A 16167-nucleotide genomic window follows, 5' to 3' on the forward strand; every position below is an offset into this window, starting at 1 on the left:
GGCCCGCGCGAAATGATTCTCTGGAAGGTAATAAGCTGTTTTACGGTGCGAGATTTGGTTTTTTTACAGTTTAATTATTCGGTGCGCAGTTCGCAGATTAAGTGGACGTTTTTGCTGTTATGGCTTTGGTTTGCGATTGTTTATATCCCGTGGTCCAAGTTGGCGTTAATCGGGATGATTGCTGCGCTGTTGATTGGCGCCTTGGTATGCACTGTTTTTTGTTTAGCGAGCTGCGTGGTTGCAGTGTTATTTAACATTCGCCGAATCAGATATTTTGCCGGAAGTTTCGAGTTTCAAGCAGACGAACAGGGGGGTTAGAGAGTGTTCAAGGATCATTGGCGTAACGCTGCCGTGGGCTTCAATTACGTCAGTGAAGTGGCTTAGTAAATACATTGTTATTCAGACAAAAATACCCAATTTCATCATTGCTTTGAAAAGGCAAGGTTTTGAGTCTGATCAAGCTTATGAGGATTTTTATCGGGATATTAAAGACCGGATTGGCCAAAAAATGAACGTTATGGATAAACAGAGAATACAGCTGCGGACACGCGACGCGCAGGAAAAAATAGCGCTGCATGCAGCAACTATCGAGCTGACTCGCAAGCTGGGGCGTGCGCCGACGCTGAAAGAAGTTGAACGGTATCGCTGGTTAGGTTGACCGGATCAGACTGTGCGTTTTTAGCTGAATCGGGGCGTAATGGATGCTCACCCCGGTAGGTGAGCACCCTCTAATCAATCAGATTGAGCCGTAGCGCTTTTGCGCTTCAATCGCTAGGCCGTTGCCAATGCTGCCAAAGTTATTGCCTTCGACATGGCGGGCATTTGGCAGCATGGCCGCCACACTTTGACGTAAGGCGGGGATGCTGCTGGAACCGCCGGTGAAAAACACGGTGTCGACATCCGCTACACCGACACCTGCGTTAGAAAGCAATTGGCTGACACTGGCGCGGATGCGCTCAAGCAAGGGTTCGATGGAGTTGTCAAATAGCTCGCGGCTTAGCTCGGCAACCAGTCCCGGCTCAACACGGCGCAGATCAATAGGGCGCTGATCTTGCTCGGTCAGTTCGATCTTGCTGTCTTCTACTTGCATGGCCAACCAGTGACCGGCGCGTTGTTCTATCAGTTTGAACAGACGGTCAATCCCGGTTGGGTCGACAATGTCGTAGCGCATGCTTTTTAGCGAGAGCTGCGACTTTTGCGCGTACACCGCATTGATGGTGTGCCAAGTTGCCAAGTTGAGGTGAAAGCTGGTCGGCATCAGCGCGTCGCTTTTCATCCGGCTGCCATATCCGAACAGCGGCATCACCCCTTGTAGGCTCAGCTGTTTGTCGAAATCGGTGCCGCCGATGTGCACGCCACCGGTGGCCAGAATATCCTCGTGGCGCTCGGCAACCGCACGACGCTCTGGGGACAGGCGCACCAATGAAAAGTCTGAAGTACCACCGCCAATATCGACGATCAACACCAACTCTTCTTGGTTGATAGTACTTTCGTAGTCGAATGCCGCCGCAATAGGCTCGTATTGAAAGGATACGTCTTTAAACCCCAGCTTGTGGGCAACTGTAACCAGGGTGTTTTGCGCTTCTTGGTCGGCAGCTGGGTCATCGTCGACAAAAAACACCGGGCGACCCAGTACCACTTCTTCAAAGGAGCGTTGGGCAACGGCTTCGGCGCGGCTTTTCAGCTCGCCGATGAAAAAGCCCAGCAGGTCTTTGAACGGCAGCGCGCTGCCAAGCACTGTGGTTTCACTTTTGAGTAATTTTGAACCCAGCAGGCTTTTCAGGGAGCGCATCAGGCGACCCTCGTAACCCTCAAGGTATTCGTGCAAGGCCAGTCGGCCATAAACCGGGCGGCGTTCTTCAAAGTTGAAGAAAATGACCGAAGGCAGGGTGATCTTGCCGTCTTCGAGCTCAATCAAAGCGTTAGCGTCTGGGCGCTGCCAGCCAACGGTTGAGTTGGATGTGCCGAAGTCGATGCCGCAGGCGCGGGCTGGAGTAGAAAAAGACATGCTGCGCGCTGTTCCTGAAAAACGGCCGCGCATTCTATGGGATGTGGCGCTCGAATGCTCCCCATGTGTTGCGCTTTGCGACAAATGAGCCTAGCTGAGGCTAAGGGTTAGTGTGGCCAAGATCGCATAGCGCGCGCTTTTAGCGATGCTGACCAGCAATATAAAGCGCCACAGTGGCTCACGCATAATGCCCGCGACCAACGTCAGCGGGTCACCAATGATGGGTAGCCAGCTCAGCAGCAGGCTCCAGCGGCCGTAGCCTGCGTAGAAGTGTTGAGCTCTTTTAAGTTGGCTTGGATTGACCGGAAACCAACGGCGCTGGCGCAGATGCTCAATGTAGCGTCCGAGCCACCAGTTAATCACTGAGCCAAGGATATTTCCGAGGCTGGCAGCCAGTAGCAGTAAACCAACGGAGTAATCCCTGCTTAGCAGTAAGGCAACCAGCAGTGCCTCAGACTGCAGCGGCAGTAAGGTCGCTGCGCCAAAGGCCGACAAAAATAAACTCAGGTAAACGGAAAGGGTTAGCACGCAGGCACAGGTCGCAGCTTTTTAAGGGCGCGTTTATCCATATAAGGACCCAGATAAACGCAGCTAAGTAAGGCTTCGGCGTCTTGCCTTTTAATGGGGCTTAAGACTGCTTATCTTTTTCGGCCTGGTGCATGATTTCTTCAAGTTTCAGGCCGGTCAGGCCATGAATGGTGCGCCACAGGTAGTAGAAAATCGCCATCATCATGATCATCGACGGGATTGCGATCATGGGGTAGCTCAGTAGCGTCAGACGGCCCAGCTCATCGTTGAAGGCTTCACTGCCTGCCGGGCTAACCACAATCCAGCGCGCCAAAATGTAGTTCATCGCCGATGAGAAAAAGAACGTGGCGCTAAGCAGGTAAGTAGCTTTGAGCAGGCGCGCTTCAAACTGCTGGGTGTTGCCACCTTCCTCAAGTCGTTCTTGAATTTTGTCGACATTGAGCACGGTTTTATTGAACAGCATGGTGCGAATCAGCGGGTAGCGCGTGCGTGTCGATATGAGCACAGCAATACCGATTGCGCCGGGCACTGCGGCTTCTTTGATCGCCAGCCATTGGTTGTTCAGGTGCAGCAGGCCAATGCCGCCGGTGAGGATCACGCTAATCAGGCCGAGCAAGGCAATGAAGTTAAATTTGCGGTACTTGATCAGCTCAAACGCGCCCCAACCAATAGGGAAGGCCAGTGCTAGGATCAAAGCACCGTCAGGGCCAAGCCGCGCTTCGCCACTGAGCTTCATCAGTACCAGTGACGGCAGGACGATGCTGACGAGCAAATCGATTAACGGGCGGGGTTTGTGTTTAGGCGTCGAGGCTTCGGTAGTGTCGATCATATCTGTCATAGCGCTGAGTTGAATGGCGATCATCGCCTGCTTGGGCTTTCGAGGCTAGTCCGATTGTCGGTTGAAGTGTGTGATTTTTGTTCGGCTCACCAGTAAGACGCAGTACTGGGCAGGTTTTTTAGCCAGGGAACTGCGTTCAATACCGCCTTGTTTTGGCCTGTAAAATGCTTATGACTTGAGTCGAAACCTGCGGCTTTCCTTCTGGGTTTTGCCACGCTGAGCATTAATTTTCTCTAAGCAAATGCGCTGTACCGGCCGATAACATTGATATTAATGTAATGCACAGGCCGTTTCGGGCGTCTATGGAATACGGTTTTAAGTGGCTGTGGTGAATGGTCATCGTCAAAATGTGTTTGCACAGGGGTTGGGCTTGATGCGTGCTATGCAGCGTAATATTGTCGCAGTGCTGCTGTTGAGTCTGTTCACTGCCAGCGTCAACGCGAATATCCAATTATTTACTGAGGAAGCTGCGCCGCTAGCCTTTACTCAAGACAATCAGTTGCGCGGCATGTCGGTCGACATCGCTCGCGAGTTAATTCGCCGTACCGCAAGCCAAGGTGCATTGATAAAAGTCAGACCCTGGGCGCGTGGCTATTACAAAGCACTGCATGACGCCAATACGGCAATCTTTTCGACCGTGCGTACCCCTGAACGGGAAAAACTGTTTCAATGGGTTGGGCCTATTTTGCTTGGCACGACCAGCTTTTATTCGCTGAAATCGCGCAATTTGACAATCAACACCCTGGCCGATGCCCAGGCTAGCGGCCCGTTGGCCGTGCCTAAAAAGTGGTACACCTTTGATGCGCTGACTGATATGGGTTTTGCCAACCTGTATGGCGTTAGCACGGCTAAAAATATGGTGACCATGTTGAAACATGGCCGGGTTAAGCTGATTGCCACTCAGGATGTGACGCTCAAAGATGAGCTTGCGACAGGTGGCTTGAACGTTGCCGAAGTACAGAGCCATGTGCCCTTTATGCAATCGGCCTATTACATCGCTTTTTCGTTAAGTACCGACCCTGAAGTTGTCGCGACCTGGCAACGGGCGTTTGATGACATGCGCCGAGATGGCACCTATGCGTTGATTTTAAAGCGCTGGCTGCCAGATGTAGACCCTGAGCAAAACTTGCCCAAGCCGTAATCAACTGAGTTATTTGAATGCTCTGAAGCTTAGCTGCTGGCATTCAGTCTCTGGCGAAAGACAGGCAGTCGAGGGTCGTTTCACTATCAGTTCTTTTGGAAAATACAATCTATGCCAATTATGCAACGAGCTTCCCACCATGAGCTGCGCAGCGCTTTTCGCGCCTTGCTCGCCGCCGATACCTGCTACCACACCGCCTCGGTATTTGATCCGATGTCTGCGCGGATCGCCGCTGACCTGGGGTTTGAAGTGGGTATTCTTGGCGGTTCCGTTGCTTCGCTGCAGGTCATTGCTGCGCCCGATTTCGCCTTGATTACCCTCAGTGAGTTCGTTGAGCAGGCCACCCGTATTGGCCGTGTCAGTCGCTTGCCAGTGATAGCCGACGCGGATCATGGTTATGGTAATGCCCTCAATGTGATGCGCACTGTGGTTGAGCTTGAGCGAGCGGGCATCGCCGCATTGACCATTGAAGATACCCTGCTGCCTGCACAGTTCGGGCGTAAATCGACGGACTTGATCAGCGTTGCAGAAGGCGTCGGGAAGATTCGCGCGGCGCTGGAGGCACGCGTTGACCCTGATCTCTCGATCATCGCCCGGACTCACGCGGGTGTGCTGGGTGTCGACGAAGTTATCAGTCGCACCCGAGCCTATCAGCAGGCAGGGGCGGATGGCATTTGCATTGTCGGTATTGAAGACTTTGAGCACCTTGAAAAAATTGCTGAGCACCTTAGCGTGCCATTAATGCTGGTGACCTACGGCAATCCGAAGCTGCGTGACGATGCCCGCTTAGCCAAGCTTGGAGTGCGTATTGTGGTCAACGGCCATGGTGCTTATTTTGCTGCAATCAAGGCAACCTATGACTGCTTACGCGAGCAGCGTGGAGCGGTTGCCTCTGAGCTGAGCGCTTCTGAGCTGGCGCTCAAATACACCCTGCCAGAAGAGTACATCGTCTGGGCAGAGGAGTTTATGGACGTTAAGGAATAGACGGCCTGCGCTTGTCAAATACATGGTTTTGGCGCATACCTTAATGATTAACGCCTCTCTCTGGAGTCAGCCATGGCCGGCGGCTGGGCAAGTGATGGTGCGGTGCAAGAGCAGATCGACAGCAGTATCGAAGATGCTGTTGCGCGGGCCCGTGGTCAGTTACCCAAAGGCGAGAGCCTGAGCGCTTGCGAAGAGTGCGGCGCACCCATTCCACAGGCGCGCCGTGACGCGATCAAGGGGGTGAGGCTGTGCGTGGTCTGCCAAGAAGCTGAGGATAAAGCCAACACCAGCGGTGCTGGTTACAATCGCCGCGCCAGTAAAGACAGTCAGTTACGCTAGCCAAGGCCCGCATTTGCGGGCCTTGTGGTGTTTGCCTAAAACAAAAAGTAGCGTTGCGCCATTGGCAAGACTTCAGCCGGCTCGCACCACAGCAACTGCCCGTCAGCCTTAACCTGATAATTCTGGGCATCGACCTCAATGTTCGGCAGGTAGTCGTTGTGGATAAGGTCAGTTTTCTTGACCTCGCGACAACCCTTCACCACTGCGATCTGCTTCTGTAGCCCAAGTTGTTCAGGTACGCCGGCTTCCATGGCTGCCTGGCTGATAAAGGTCAGGCAGGTTGCATGGCGAGAGCCGCCGTAGCTGGCAAACATCGGCCGGTAGTGCACAGGTTGCGGCGTTGGAATTGAAGCGTTGGCGTCGCCCATCAGGCTGGCTGCAATCGCCCCACCCTTGAGAATCAAGGTCGGCTTCACCCCGAAAAAAGCGGGTCGCCAAAGTACCAAGTCCGCCCATTTACCCACTTCAATCGAACCCACTTCGTGGCTGATGCCGTGAGTGATCGCCGGGTTAATGGTGTACTTGGCAATGTAGCGTTTGATGCGGAAATTATCGTTATCTTCGCCATCGCCAGGGAGTGCCCCGCGCTGCTGTTTCATTTTGTCAGCGGTCTGCCAGGTACGGGTGATGACTTCACCGACTCGGCCCATTGCCTGGCTGTCAGAGCTGATCATCGAGAAAGCGCCAAGGTCATGCAGGATGTCTTCGGCGGCAATGGTTTCACGGCGGATACGGCTTTCAGCGAATGCCACGTCTTCGGCAATGCTCGGGTCCAGGTGATGGCAAACCATAAGCATGTCGAGGTGTTCATCGATGGTGTTTTTGGTAAAAGGCCGGGTTGGGTTGGTCGAGCTTGGCAAGACGTTGGGGAAGCCGCAGGCTTTGATGATATCTGGCGCATGACCGCCACCGGCACCTTCGGTGTGATAGGTATGAATCGTCCGGCCCTTGAATGCACCTAATGTGGTTTCGACGAAACCAGACTCGTTCAGCGTGTCGGTGTGAATGGCCACCTGCACGTCGTATTGGTCGGCAACACTCAAACAGTTGTCAATGGCCGCTGGTGTGGTGCCCCAATCTTCGTGGAGCTTGAGGCCAATGGCGCCGGCTTTGACTTGTTCGATAAGCGGTTCAGGCAGGCTGGCGTTGCCCTTACCGGTGAAGCCAATATTCATTGGGAAGGCATCGGCGGCTTGCAGCATGCGCGCCATGTGCCAAGGCCCTGAGGTGCATGTGGTTGCATTGGTGCCAGTGGCCGGACCAGTACCCCCGCCAATCATGGTGGTCACGCCGCTCATCAGTGCTTCTTCAATCTGCTGTGGGCAGATAAAGTGAATATGCGTGTCGATGCCACCAGCGGTGAGAATCATGCCTTCGCCTGCAATCACTTCAGTGCCTGCGCCGACAGCGATGGTCACGTCCGGCTGGATATCGGCGTTACCGCCTTTACCGATGGCTGCGATGCGCCCGTCCTTGATACCGACATCGGCTTTAATCACGCCCCAATGATCGATAATCAGTGCGTTGGTGATCAAGGTATCGACCACATCCTTGGCGCAGAGCTGGCCTTGGCCCATGCCGTCGCGGATCACTTTGCCACCGCCGAATTTTACTTCCTCGCCATAGGTTGTGAGGTCTTTTTCAACCTCAACCCAAAGCCCGGTATCGGCCAAACGTACCTTGTCGCCAACGGTTGGGCCGTACATGTCAGCGTAGGCTTGTCTGCTGATTTTCATTAAATATGTCCTGTATCTGGCTGGCGGCTAAGCAGCGAAAATGGGTAATTGTTTGTAGTGCGCTGAGGCCGGATTAAAGGTCGCCCATGATGCGTCCGGCAAAGCCAAATACACGGCGGTGCCCGGCTAATTCAACCAGCTCAACCTGACGCGACTGACCCGGCTCAAAGCGCACGGCGGTGCCCGCAGGAATATTCAGGCGCATGCCCCGTGCGGCGGCACGGTCAAAGGTCAGTGCATCATTGGTTTCGAAGAAGTGATAGTGCGAGCCCACCTGAATGGGTCGGTCCCCGCTGTTGGCGACACTCAGACTAAGGGTTCGTCGATTTTGGTTGAGTTCAATGTCGCCATTCTTGACGCGGTATTCACCTGGAATCATGTGGGTTGTCCCATGGTTTTAAAATAAATAGCCGTCGGCGAATAACTGCCGTCCGGGCTTTGGCAATAGTTAGGCAACTCGCCGACCCGCTGGTAGCCTTGGGTGCGGTAGAACAGTTCGGCGGTAGAGCCTGCTTCAGTGTCTAGATACAGCAGGCCGCGCTTTTGTTTAATGGCTTCTTGTTCCACTGCTTGCATCAGTTGCTGGCCAAGGCCATGACGACGCGCCTGATTCAATACCAGTAGTTTTTGCACTTCGGCGCGGTTACGGCCATTGGCTTTTTGACACAGCTCGAGTTGCACGCATGCCAGCACCTGTTCATCGTCAACGACCACCCAAAGCAAGACGCTGCCATCGTTAACACCCGCCTGCACATCGCTGATGTAATCGCTGGCTTGTGACTCGGATAAGTCAGCCAGAAAGCCCACCGATGCGCCGTGTTTGACTGCATCAAACAGCAGCGCAATCAACCCTTGGCGATAGTGGGCAAAACTGTCTGGATGTACGCGACGCAGCTGGGCTCTGTTCATCGACGTTACTCCTGATCGTCTGGTTCTTCAGCGTTTAGGTTCAGTTGCATAAAGGTCAGGTCAAGCCAGCGATCAAACTTGCGGCCCACTTGCGGCATTTGCCCTGTAGTGCTGAAGCCCAGCTGTTTGTGCAGCCGGATTGACGCGCGGTTTTCGCTTTCTATGGCCGCGACCATTACATGCAGCTTGGCGCTGCGTGCGCGTTCAATCAGCGCTTTCATCAGTAGCGGGCCAATGCCCAGCCCGCGCTGGTCTGCGCAGACATATACCGAGTGCTCAACGGTATGCCTGAAGCCTTCAATACTGCGCCATGTGCCGTAGGTGGCGTAACCGACTAAACGGCCGGTCATGTTGCGTGCGGCGAGTACCGGAAACCCAGCACCCAGTCGATCACGCAGCCAGAGGCGGCGGTTTTCTAGATCGACCGTTGTTTCATTCCAGATGGCCGTACTGTTGAGTACCGCATCGTTATAAATGGCCAGTAACTCGGGCAGATCATCTTCAGTGGCATTGTCGATATTCACGCGAAGCTCCTGTTAGGCCATTAGGTCGTCAAGCAATAGGCTGATGTACGGTGACTAACTTGGTGCCATCGGGAAAGGTCGCCTCAACCTGGATTTCCGGGATCATCTCGGGTACGCCTTCCATTACTTGATCACGCTTCAGCAGGGTCGTGCCGAAGTGCATCAACTCAGCAACTGTTTGACCGTCGCGCGCACCTTCGAGCAGCGCAGCAGAGATCAAGGCGATGGACTCTGGGTAGTTGAGTTTTACCCCACGCGCCAAGCGACGCTCAGCAACCAGTCCCGCTGTGAAAATCAGCAGTTTGTCTTTTTCCCGTGGACTTAAATCCATCTGTACTTCTCCGGCCTTAAACGCATCAAAAAATAGTGTAGGGAAACTTAGGTGTTCCAAATTCGTGGAGGTATGGCTTCACGCCCAAGCACAGCTGGGCGTAAGAGTTGCCACAGTTGTATCAGCCAGGCCCGTGCATGCAGTGCTTCGCGAGCAAGGCACCGGGCAACCAGCATACCCGGAAGCTGGCTGAGGTCTGCGCGTAACTCGAGGTCATTGGTGGCGGCTAACTCGCGGCAACGTTCAAGTAATTCGGGGTCAATGTCTGCACTAACCAGCAGGGTGGCAAATACCGGATAACCATCCAGGCCTATGGGCGAGTCGAGCAATCCGTCGTCGCCAACGACGCGCTGGCGCTCATGCCAGAGCAACTCTCCGTCACGGCGGATATTGATCTCAGCCTGAAAGTGACCGAGGTCAAAGCGCTCGTGGCTGGCTGGGCGACCGAGGGCAACAATATCCCAATAAAATAGCTTGGCATCGCCGTTCAATTCGACAGTGCTGCTGAGTTCTGCTCGAGCAGCGCTGTAGACGATGGTTTCTTGCGGTAGCCATTCCAGTGTGGCCCCGGCTTCTACACCTATCTTGAGGTTTTGATAGGCCGGGCCTGCAGCGCGATACCACTTGGCGGCGCCGGGGCTGGTTAATTGCGCCCACGCGTTTTCGCCAACTTTTACGTCGATATCCAAACGATCCCCGCCGGCAATTCCTCCCGGAGGGTGAACAATAATGTGTTGGCAGACCTCTGGCCCTTCTGCATACAGATGCTTTTGCACCCGCAGTGGGCCTTTGTGACGGCGCATGACTGGGCGAGTGGTTTCACCATCACGGGCATAGCCAAGCTCCAGCTCGGCATGCCAGCTGGGCGTGAAAATCGCCGATGTAATGGCTGAGTTTATAGGTGCGTTCATAACAATTTTGTTGGCAGGCTGATCATTGGGCTTATGCGCTAGTTTGTTCGCAGTGCGTCGTTTTTAACAGTCGTAAGCGGGCAAAGATTAAATCGCTACCAATCCTCTTACGCCATCTGCCTCCATGGTTTCACCGCGACCTTGCTGGATAATTTCACCCCGTGACATCACTAAATACTGGTCGGCCAGCTCTGCTGCAAAGTCATAAAACTGTTCAACCAGCAGAATCGCCATATCACCGCGTGCCGCCAGTTTTTTGATCACTACGCCAATCTCTTTGATCACTGAAGGCTGGATGCCCTCAGTCGGTTCATCAAGAATCAATAAGCGCGGTTGGCTGGCCAGTGCGCGGCCAATTGCCAACTGCTGCTGTTGCCCGCCAGACAGATCACCTCCACGGCGCAGCTTCATTTCTTTGAGCACGGGAAACAACTCATAGATGAAGGCAGGTACTTCCTTAGCCTGGCTGCCGGGAAAGCGCGAAAGGCCCATTAATAGATTTTCCTCAACGGTGAGGCGTGGGAAAATTTCTCGTCCTTGTGGCACATAAGCAATGCCTGCGTGCACGCGCTGGTGGGGTTTTAAGCCGGTAATAGCTTGGTCATCCCATTTAACGTCGCCTTGCTTGGCTGGGATTAACCCCATCAGGCATTTCAGCAAGGTGGTTTTACCAACGCCGTTGCGGCCCAGCAAGCAGGTGACTTCGCCTATCTTTGCATCGAAGGACAACCCGCGCAGAATGTGGCTGCCGCCGTAATACTGGTGCAGTTGTTGAACTTGCAGCATATGAATGATCCTTCTTTAAGCCGATCTTCCGGGTGCTAAGGCGATCTTAACGACCGAGATAAACCTCAATAACGCGTTCATCAGCCTGCACATCGTTGAGTGTGCCTTCGGCAAGCACGCTGCCTTGGTGAAGCACCGTCACGTGATCGGCAATTGAACCAACAAAGCCCATGTCATGCTCAACCACCATCAACGAATGCTTGCGTGCCAGCGACTTGAACAACTCGGCGGTGAATTCGGTTTCGGCGTCAGTCATGCCCGCGACCGGCTCATCAAGCAGTAGCAGTTGCGGGTCTTGCATCAACAACATGCCGATTTCCAGAAACTGTTTTTGACCATGGGAAAGCAGGCCCGCCTGACGCTCACGTGAGCCGTCCAGGCGAATTGTTTCGAGCACTTCATCAATCCGGTCGCGTTGTTCGCCACTGAGTTTGGCGCGCAAGCTGGCCCATACCGACTTGTTGGTTTTTTGCGCCAACTCCAGGTTCTCGAACACACTCAGCGCTTCAAACACCGTTGGCTTCTGGAACTTGCGGCCAATTCCCGATTGAGCGATTTCGACTTCACTCATTCGGGTCAGATCAAGGGTTTCGCCGAAATAGGCGCTGCCGTTATCCGGACGCGTTTTGCCAGTGATGACATCCATCATGGTGGTTTTACCGGCACCGTTAGGGCCAATAATGCAGCGCAACTCGCCAACGCCGATGTACAGGTTGAGGTTGGTCAGGGCTTTGAAACCATCGAAGCTGACATTGATATCCTCCAGCGTGAGGATGGTGCCGTGGCGGACATTGAGGCCTTTCTCAGCCAGACGCCCAGCGCCAATCGCATCACGGGCACTGCTTAAGGGGTCATAAATAGGTTCAAGCATGGCTTCCGGGATCGGTGTGGCTCTCATTGTTTGCCCCCTCGCTTAAGCAAACCGATAATGCCGTGCGGCAAATACAGGGTGATCAGGATAAACAACGCACCCAGTGCGAACAGCCAGTATTCCGGGAATGCAACGGTGAACCAGCTCTTCATGCCGTTCACCATGCCCGCACCCAGTATGGGGCCGATCAGGCTGCCACGTCCGCCCAACGCCACCCACACTGCGGCTTCAATTGAGTTTGTGGGCGACATTTCGCTGGGGTTGATGATGCCGACCTGCGGCACATATAACGCGCCAGCTAAGCCGCAAAGCACGGCGGACAACACCCAGATAAACAGCTTGTAGCCGCGAGGGTCATAGCCGCAGAACATCAAACGGTTTTCCGCATCACGCAGGGCAGTCAGGACGCGGCCAAACTTGCTTTTGGCGAGTCTCCAACCGAGCAGCAAGCTGGCAACGAGCAGGAGCACTGTGGCTAAAAACAGCGCTGCCCGCGTAGCCGGGGCGGTGATGTCAAAGCCGAGAATGCGTTTGAAATCGGTGAAGCCATTGTTACCGCCAAAGCCGGTTTCATTGCGGAAGAACAGCAGCATGCCAGCAAAGGTCAGCGCCTGGGTCATGATCGAGAAGTAGACGCCTTTGATCCGCGAGCGGAAGGCGAAGAAACCAAAAATGAACGCCAATAAGCCAGGTGCCAACACGACTAAACACATGGCCCAGATGAAGTTATCGGTGCCCATCCAGTACCAGGGCAACTCTTTCCAGGCGAGGAAACTCATAAACGCCGGCAAGCCATCACCTGCCGATTGGCGCATCAAGTACATGCCCATGGCATAGCCCCCCAGCGCAAAGAACAAGCCATGCCCCAGTGACAGCAGGCCGGCATAGCCCCAGACCAGATCAAGGGCAAGGGCGACAATCGCGTAGCAGAGGATTTTCCCGACCAGGGTCAAGGTGTAAGCATTAACGTGGAAGGCGCTGTCAGCTGGCGTCAGGTGTAAGAGCGGCAGGGCGACCAGCAACGCCAGCACCAAGACCCCGACTGCAATTGAAAGCTGTGGGCCGAGCTTGGCGCTGGTGCGCGCCAGCAGGGTTTGATTCAGGGGCATAGTCATTAATCGATCACCCGTCCTTTGAGTGCAAACAAACCTTGCGGGCGTTTCTGGATAAACAGAATGATCAGCGCGAGGATAAGGATCTTGCCAAGCACGGCACCGATCTGCGGTTCAAGAATTTTGTTGGCGATCCCCAGGCCGAACGCCGCCGTGACGCTGCCTGCCAACTGGCCAACACCGCCAAGTACCACGACCAGGAAGGAGTCGATAATGTAGCTTTGGCCAAGGTCAGGGCCTACGTTGCCAATCTGACTCAGGGCGACACCGCCAAGCCCAGCTATGCCTGAACCCAGGCCAAAGGCGAGCATGTCGACGCGCCCGGTAGGCACGCCGCAGCAAGCGGCCATATTGCGGTTTTGGGTGACGGCGCGAACATTGAGGCCCAAGCGGGTTTTATTCAGCAGCAGCCAGGTCAGCACCACCACAAACAAGGCAAAGCCGATAATTACGATACGGTTGTACGGTAGGACCAGATTCGGCAACACCTGAATACCGCCCGAAAGCCAGTAGGGGTTGGCGACTTCGACGTTTTGCGCGCCGAAAATCACCCGCACCAACTGGATCAGAATCAGGCTGATCCCCCAGGTTGCCAACAGGGTTTCCAGTGGACGACCGTATAGATGGCGAATGACTGTGCGCTCCAACGCCATGCCAATGGCGGCTGTCACGAAAAACGCGACGGGCAGTGCAACGAGTGGGTACAAGGCAATCGCCTCAGGGGCGAAGCGTTGGAACATGACTTGGACCATATAGGTCGAGTACGCGCCGAGCATCAGCATTTCGCCGTGGGCCATGTTGATCACGCCGAGCAGGCCGAAGGTGATCGCAAGGCCCAGTGCGGCGAGGAGCAAAATGGAACCTAAGCTCATGCCGCTAAAGGCCTGCCCGAGCAGCTCGCCAAACATCAGTCGGCGTTTAACCTGGGCCAGGCTGGTTTCAGCTGCGGTGCGCACATCGGCATTGGTTTCAGTCGTGTCGGCAAGCAGTCGCTCCAAGCGCACCCGTGCCAGAGGCTGACCGGTTTCACCTAGCAAACGCACTGCTGCCAGCCGAACCTGAGGGTCGCTGTCAATGAGTTGCAAACTGGCCAGGGCGAGGGACAAGGCTTCGCTGACGTCGCTATCCTGCTCTTGAGCCACACGCTCATTGAGCAGTTGCAGTTGCGCAGGCTTCGCACTTTTTTGCAGGTCTTGGGCGGCCTGCAAGCGGACTGCCGAATCTTTCGAGAATAACTGATGGCTGGCCAATGCCGTGGCAATAAGTCCACGTAGGCGATTGTTCAGGCGCAACTTACGCAGTTTTCCGTCGGGTGCTGTAACCGCATCGCCTTCAGCGGCTTCATAGCCAGATTCGGTTTTATAAAAGGGGGTTTTGTTGCTGTCGGCCTCAACGCGACCGCTGTGCAAGGCTTCAAGTAATGGCAAGCGCGCCGCATCGGGTGCAGCTGCCCAAGCCTGTAATAGCTTGGCCTGTTTAGACGAATTTGCGGCGCTGAACTCAGCCGCATCGCCAGCATAGCTGCTCGACCACGACAGGCAGAGCAAGAGTGCGAGAGAGAGCCGGTAAAGGGCAGTGGTCATTATGCAGTTCCCTGTTAAAGCACCACCTCTCTTGATGGAGGTTTTGGCGTGATCTGCGCTGTGTACAGAGCACAACGGCGCAGAGCGTATTAACCCTGAGGGCTCGGATCAGCCGAGCCCACAGTTCTTTACTTGGATTTAACGGCGTAGTCCGGCTTCTTGTCGTTGCCCTCGATGTAGGGGCTCCAAGGCTGAGCGCGGATTGGGCTGTCTGTCTGCCAGACCACATCAAACTGACCGTCTTCCTGGATCTCACCGATCATCACAGGCTTATGCAGGTGGTGATTGGTTTTATCCATGGTCAGGGTAAAGCCCGATGGCGCGGCGAAAGTTTGCCCGGCCATGGCGTCACGGACTTTATCAACGTCGGTGCTGCCTGCCTTTTCAACCGCTTGGGCCCACATATTGATGCCGACGTAGGTGGCTTCCATTGGGTCGTTGGTCACGGCTTTGTCGGCGCCTGGCAGGTTTTTGGCTTTGGCATAGGCTTTCCACTTGGTCACAAACTCTTCGTTGACCGGGTTTTCAACCGACTCGAAGTAGTTCCAGGCGGCGAGTTGCCCAACCAGCGGCTTGGTGTCGATGCCGCGCAGTTCTTCTTCACCAACCGAGAATGCGATCACGGGCACGTCTGTGGCTTCGATGCCCTGGTTAGCCAGCTCTTTGTAGAACGGCACGTTGGAATCGCCGTTCACTGTGGAGATCACCGCTGTTTTGCCACCCGCTGAGAACTTCTTGATGTTGGCAACGATGGTTTGGTAATCGCTGTGGCCGAACGGGGTGTAAACCTCTTCGATGTCTTTGTCGGCGACACCTTTGCTGTGCAGGAAGGCGCGCAGGATTTTGTTGGTGGTACGTGGGTAAACGTAATCGGTGCCTAACAAGAAGAAGCGCTTGGCACTGCCACCGTCTTCGCTCATCAGGTATTCAACAGCAGGAATGGCTTGTTGGTTTGGCGCTGCGCCGGTGTAGAACACGTTTGGCGAAAGTTCTTCACCTTCGTATTGCACTGGGTAGAACAGCAAGCCATTGAGTTCTTCATAAACCGGCAGTACCGATTTGCGTGAAACCGAAGTCCAGCAACCAAAGGTGACCGCGACTTTATCTTGGGTCAGCAGTTGCCGGCCTTTTTCAGCAAACAGCGGCCAGTTGGAGGCCGGGTCTACGACCACTGGCTCAAGTTGTTTACCGAGCACCCCGCCTTTGGCGTTGATTTCATCAATGGTCATCAATGCCATATCTTTCAGAGAGGTCTCTGAAATGGCCATGGTGCCAGAGAGTGAGTGAAGAATGCCGACCTTAATGGTATCGGCTGCGTGTGCACTGAACGGGAATAGACCGCTGAGAATTAAGGCACTTGCGGCGAGTGTCGTTTTCAGAAAAGGACGGCGTTTCATTCTTATGGCTCCATGCGCAACTGTTGGAAGTGTCATCTTTCCAATGGCAGCATCCGTGCCAATTCGCGCAAGGTGTTGTTTTATATGTCTTTTAACTGTTTTCCTGGCTGATAGGTCAAATGCTTTCGCGCTGCATTGGTGCGTGAATCGGCTTGGTGCACACGGGGTT

At 54.5% G+C, this 16167-nt stretch carries 18 protein-coding genes; 4 read left to right on the top strand and 14 right to left on the bottom strand.

Going from position 1 to position 16167, the window contains the following annotated elements:
- The first annotated feature begins 274 nt into the window (after positions 1 to 274).
- Positions 275 to 658 (top strand): hypothetical protein, encoded by a 384-nt coding sequence (locus tag ACIGCM_RS08300; protein WP_397501563.1) that lies wholly within the window; start codon positions 275 to 277, stop codon positions 656 to 658.
- A gap of 78 nt (positions 659 to 736) precedes the next feature.
- On the opposite strand, the gene ACIGCM_RS08305 is transcribed toward ACIGCM_RS08300, so the two are convergent.
- The 3 genes from ACIGCM_RS08305 to ACIGCM_RS08315 all read right to left on the bottom strand — a co-directional run bounded on the left by ACIGCM_RS08305 (position 737) and on the right by ACIGCM_RS08315 (position 3365).
- Positions 737 to 2008, bottom strand: coding sequence for an Hsp70 family protein (locus ACIGCM_RS08305; RefSeq protein ID WP_397501564.1), 1272 nt, complete (start codon positions 2006 to 2008; stop codon positions 737 to 739).
- Between the two features lie 90 nt (positions 2009 to 2098).
- The gene (locus ACIGCM_RS08310) at positions 2099 to 2536 is read right to left on the bottom strand and encodes a YqaA family protein (protein WP_397501565.1); all 438 of its coding nucleotides are present in this window, start codon (positions 2534 to 2536) and stop codon (positions 2099 to 2101) included.
- 100 nt (positions 2537 to 2636) lie between these two features.
- Positions 2637 to 3365 carry a VC0807 family protein gene (locus ACIGCM_RS08315; RefSeq protein ID WP_397501566.1) on the bottom strand — a complete coding sequence of 243 codons (729 nt, stop codon included), beginning with the start codon at positions 3363 to 3365 and terminating at the stop codon, positions 2637 to 2639.
- 391 nt (positions 3366 to 3756) lie between these two features.
- Here ACIGCM_RS08315 and ACIGCM_RS08320 point away from each other — a divergent pair, with 391 nt between their 5' ends.
- The 3 genes from ACIGCM_RS08320 to ACIGCM_RS08330 all read left to right on the top strand — a co-directional run bounded on the left by ACIGCM_RS08320 (position 3757) and on the right by ACIGCM_RS08330 (position 5838).
- The gene (locus ACIGCM_RS08320) at positions 3757 to 4515 is read left to right on the top strand and encodes a substrate-binding periplasmic protein (protein ID WP_397501567.1); all 759 of its coding nucleotides are present in this window, start codon (positions 3757 to 3759) and stop codon (positions 4513 to 4515) included.
- Between the two features lie 120 nt (positions 4516 to 4635).
- The gene (locus tag ACIGCM_RS08325) at positions 4636 to 5499 is read left to right on the top strand and encodes an oxaloacetate decarboxylase (RefSeq protein WP_397501979.1); all 864 of its coding nucleotides are present in this window, start codon (positions 4636 to 4638) and stop codon (positions 5497 to 5499) included.
- A 72-nt stretch (positions 5500 to 5571) separates the two neighbouring features.
- Positions 5572 to 5838, top strand: a complete 267-nt coding sequence (locus tag ACIGCM_RS08330; RefSeq protein ID WP_397501568.1) for a DksA/TraR family C4-type zinc finger protein — start codon at positions 5572 to 5574, stop codon at positions 5836 to 5838.
- Between the two features lie 35 nt (positions 5839 to 5873).
- On the opposite strand, the gene ureC is transcribed toward ACIGCM_RS08330, so the two are convergent.
- The 11 genes from ureC to urtA form a co-directional block, all read right to left on the bottom strand.
- Positions 5874 to 7574: an urease subunit alpha gene (ureC, locus tag ACIGCM_RS08335; protein ID WP_397501569.1), complete on the bottom strand. Its 1701-nt coding sequence runs from the start codon at positions 7572 to 7574 to the stop codon at positions 5874 to 5876.
- A gap of 73 nt (positions 7575 to 7647) precedes the next feature.
- Positions 7648 to 7953, bottom strand: a complete 306-nt coding sequence (locus ACIGCM_RS08340) for an urease subunit beta (protein ID WP_397501570.1) — start codon at positions 7951 to 7953, stop codon at positions 7648 to 7650.
- Entirely contained in the window at positions 7950 to 8483 is a 534-nt protein-coding gene (locus ACIGCM_RS08345) for a GNAT family N-acetyltransferase (RefSeq protein WP_397501571.1), read from the bottom strand. Before ACIGCM_RS08345 ends, ACIGCM_RS08340 begins: the two co-directional genes overlap by 4 nt.
- Positions 8484 to 8488: 5 nt before the next feature.
- The gene (locus tag ACIGCM_RS08350) at positions 8489 to 9007 is read right to left on the bottom strand and encodes a GNAT family N-acetyltransferase (protein WP_397501573.1); all 519 of its coding nucleotides are present in this window, start codon (positions 9005 to 9007) and stop codon (positions 8489 to 8491) included.
- Positions 9008 to 9035: 28 nt separating this feature from the next.
- Positions 9036 to 9338, bottom strand: a complete 303-nt coding sequence (ureA, locus tag ACIGCM_RS08355; protein WP_397501574.1) for an urease subunit gamma — start codon at positions 9336 to 9338, stop codon at positions 9036 to 9038.
- A 47-nt stretch (positions 9339 to 9385) separates the two neighbouring features.
- Entirely contained in the window at positions 9386 to 10249 is an 864-nt protein-coding gene (locus ACIGCM_RS08360; protein ID WP_397501575.1) for an urease accessory protein UreD, read from the bottom strand.
- An 87-nt stretch (positions 10250 to 10336) separates the two neighbouring features.
- The gene (gene urtE, locus ACIGCM_RS08365; RefSeq protein WP_397501576.1) at positions 10337 to 11035 is read right to left on the bottom strand and encodes an urea ABC transporter ATP-binding subunit UrtE; all 699 of its coding nucleotides are present in this window, start codon (positions 11033 to 11035) and stop codon (positions 10337 to 10339) included.
- Between the two features lie 46 nt (positions 11036 to 11081).
- The gene (urtD, locus tag ACIGCM_RS08370) at positions 11082 to 11933 is read right to left on the bottom strand and encodes an urea ABC transporter ATP-binding protein UrtD (protein WP_397501577.1); all 852 of its coding nucleotides are present in this window, start codon (positions 11931 to 11933) and stop codon (positions 11082 to 11084) included.
- Positions 11930 to 13021, bottom strand: coding sequence for an urea ABC transporter permease subunit UrtC (gene urtC, locus ACIGCM_RS08375; RefSeq protein ID WP_397501578.1), 1092 nt, complete (start codon positions 13019 to 13021; stop codon positions 11930 to 11932). Before urtC ends, urtD begins: the two co-directional genes overlap by 4 nt.
- Positions 13021 to 14601: an urea ABC transporter permease subunit UrtB gene (gene urtB, locus ACIGCM_RS08380; protein WP_397501579.1), complete on the bottom strand. Its 1581-nt coding sequence runs from the start codon at positions 14599 to 14601 to the stop codon at positions 13021 to 13023. Before urtB ends, urtC begins: the two co-directional genes overlap by 1 nt.
- A 128-nt stretch (positions 14602 to 14729) precedes the next feature.
- The gene (gene urtA / locus ACIGCM_RS08385; RefSeq protein ID WP_397501580.1) at positions 14730 to 15998 is read right to left on the bottom strand and encodes an urea ABC transporter substrate-binding protein; all 1269 of its coding nucleotides are present in this window, start codon (positions 15996 to 15998) and stop codon (positions 14730 to 14732) included.
- Positions 15999 to 16167: the final 169 nt, after the last annotated feature.

Origin of the sequence: Pseudomonas sp. NPDC078700, from assembly GCF_044542375.1 — a bacterium.
Lineage (GTDB): Bacteria > Pseudomonadota > Gammaproteobacteria > Pseudomonadales > Pseudomonadaceae > Aquipseudomonas.